This window comes from Mycobacterium sp. IDUB_19 (genome assembly GCF_055419445.1).
The window spans coordinates 1-1,619 of sequence record NZ_JBVAXR010000133.1; the positions used below are offsets into that span (position 1 = coordinate 1).

1 protein-coding gene is annotated in these 1,619 nt (G+C 63.7%); it reads right to left on the reverse strand.

Annotated features, from left to right (window positions below):
- Window positions 1-118: 118 nt before the first annotated feature.
- Complete coding sequence (locus ACZY0B_RS27390; protein WP_463767362.1) at window positions 119-1,480, reverse strand: HNH endonuclease signature motif containing protein; 1,362 nt, start codon at window positions 1,478-1,480, stop codon at window positions 119-121.
- Window positions 1,481-1,619 lie beyond the last annotated feature (139 nt).

Consider the following 1,619-nt stretch of genomic DNA (forward strand, 5'->3'; position numbering starts at 1 on the left):
AGAGACGACGAAAGCGTGCGCGCGCCGCTGCAGATGCTGTCGAACCTGCTGAGCGCGTGGGAGCGGCATCGGGTGGGCGACTTGCTCGATGCCGTCCTGGCCGAAGGGGTTTAGTGAGCTAGGGCGCGTCGTCGTCTCGGTCTTGGAGCAGCTTCTCGGGATGGTGGAACGTGTTGATCCGTGGTTGGCCGCGGTCCAAGTGCGGCGGTGGAAGCCATTCGGTGTCGCCCCGAGCGTTCTTGCGGGTGGTCCAGCCACCGGGTCGCAGCAGGCGATGGTGGGGTCCGCACGCGAAGGTCACGTCGTTGACGTCGGTGGTGTGACACGTGGCCCAGTCGGTGACGTGATGCACTTCGCAGTAGTAACCGGGCACCGTACAGCCAGGTGCCGAGCACCCACGATCCTTGGTGTAGAGGACAATTCGCTGCCCGGGCGACGCGAGACGTTTCGTGTGATACAGCGCCAAGGGTTTGCCTTTATCGAAGATTGCCAAATAGTGATGCGCATGGCGAGCCAACCGGATCACGTCGCTCATCGGCAGAATGGTGCCGCCGCCGGTCAAACCGCGTCCTGCAGCGGACTCCAGCTCGGCCAGGCTAGTGGTGACGATGATCGAAGCCGGCAGCCCGTTGTGCTTCCCGAGTTCGCCCGAAGCAAGCAATCCTCTAAGTGCCGCATTCAACGCGTCGTGCTGGCGTTGGCTCGCGCTGCGGTAGTCGCGCTCAATCGACCGCTCACTGGGACTGCCTTCCACACAGGGGCTTTCGTCGTCCGGATTGCACATTCCCGGAGCACCCAATTTCGCCCACACAGCCTCCACGGTGGCCCGGACCTCGGGAGTCAGCCAGCCCCGCAACTCCGACATCCCATCGGAACCCTGATTGCCCAGGCTCAGTCCGCGGCGCCGCGCACGATCCTCATCGGTGTACCTGCCATCGGGGTTGAGGCAATCGGCCAAAATGGCAGCCAGCTCGGTTACTTGCTCGGGCCGAAACCGGGTGCCTTCAAGGGCCAATTTGGCTTCCGCCTGTTCGCGCGTGACAGTATCGATCCATCCGGGTAACTGGTGATAGAACTTGCGGATCGCCGCCACCTGACCCGGGCCCAGCGTGCCCTGACGCTGCTTGACGGCGGTGGCCGCCAATGTCGGCGCGAGCGGTTCGCCGGTCAACCCGCGCCGCGGCCCCAGGTCGGCGGCTTCGCGGATACGCCGGGAGGCTTCGGAGCGGCTGATCAAAGTTGCTTCGGCTATCGCATGCGACAGCTTGCCGCCGATCTCTTGGGGCGTGGCTTGCCGGACCAGGTTGTTGATCAAAGGGTGTTCGACGGCCGGCAGCCGGCGGCGCACCTTCTCGCAGCGCCCCAGCAGTGCCATCTGCTCCGGGGTTGCCAGCGCGTCGCAGTCATGTGAGACGAGATCGTCGAAGGCAGCGTCGATAGTGTCAAAAGCTGCCGTCAACGCCTCTCGATCGATACTCACAGCTCAAATTTAGCGGGCCCCACCGACAAAAAATGCCGCTAGAAATGTCTGAACCTGCAGTGACGCAAGTGATTTCAGCTTTCAGGCCACGCCGGGCTGGTGGTCAGCACGTCGACGCCGTCGTCGGTGATGTGGACGG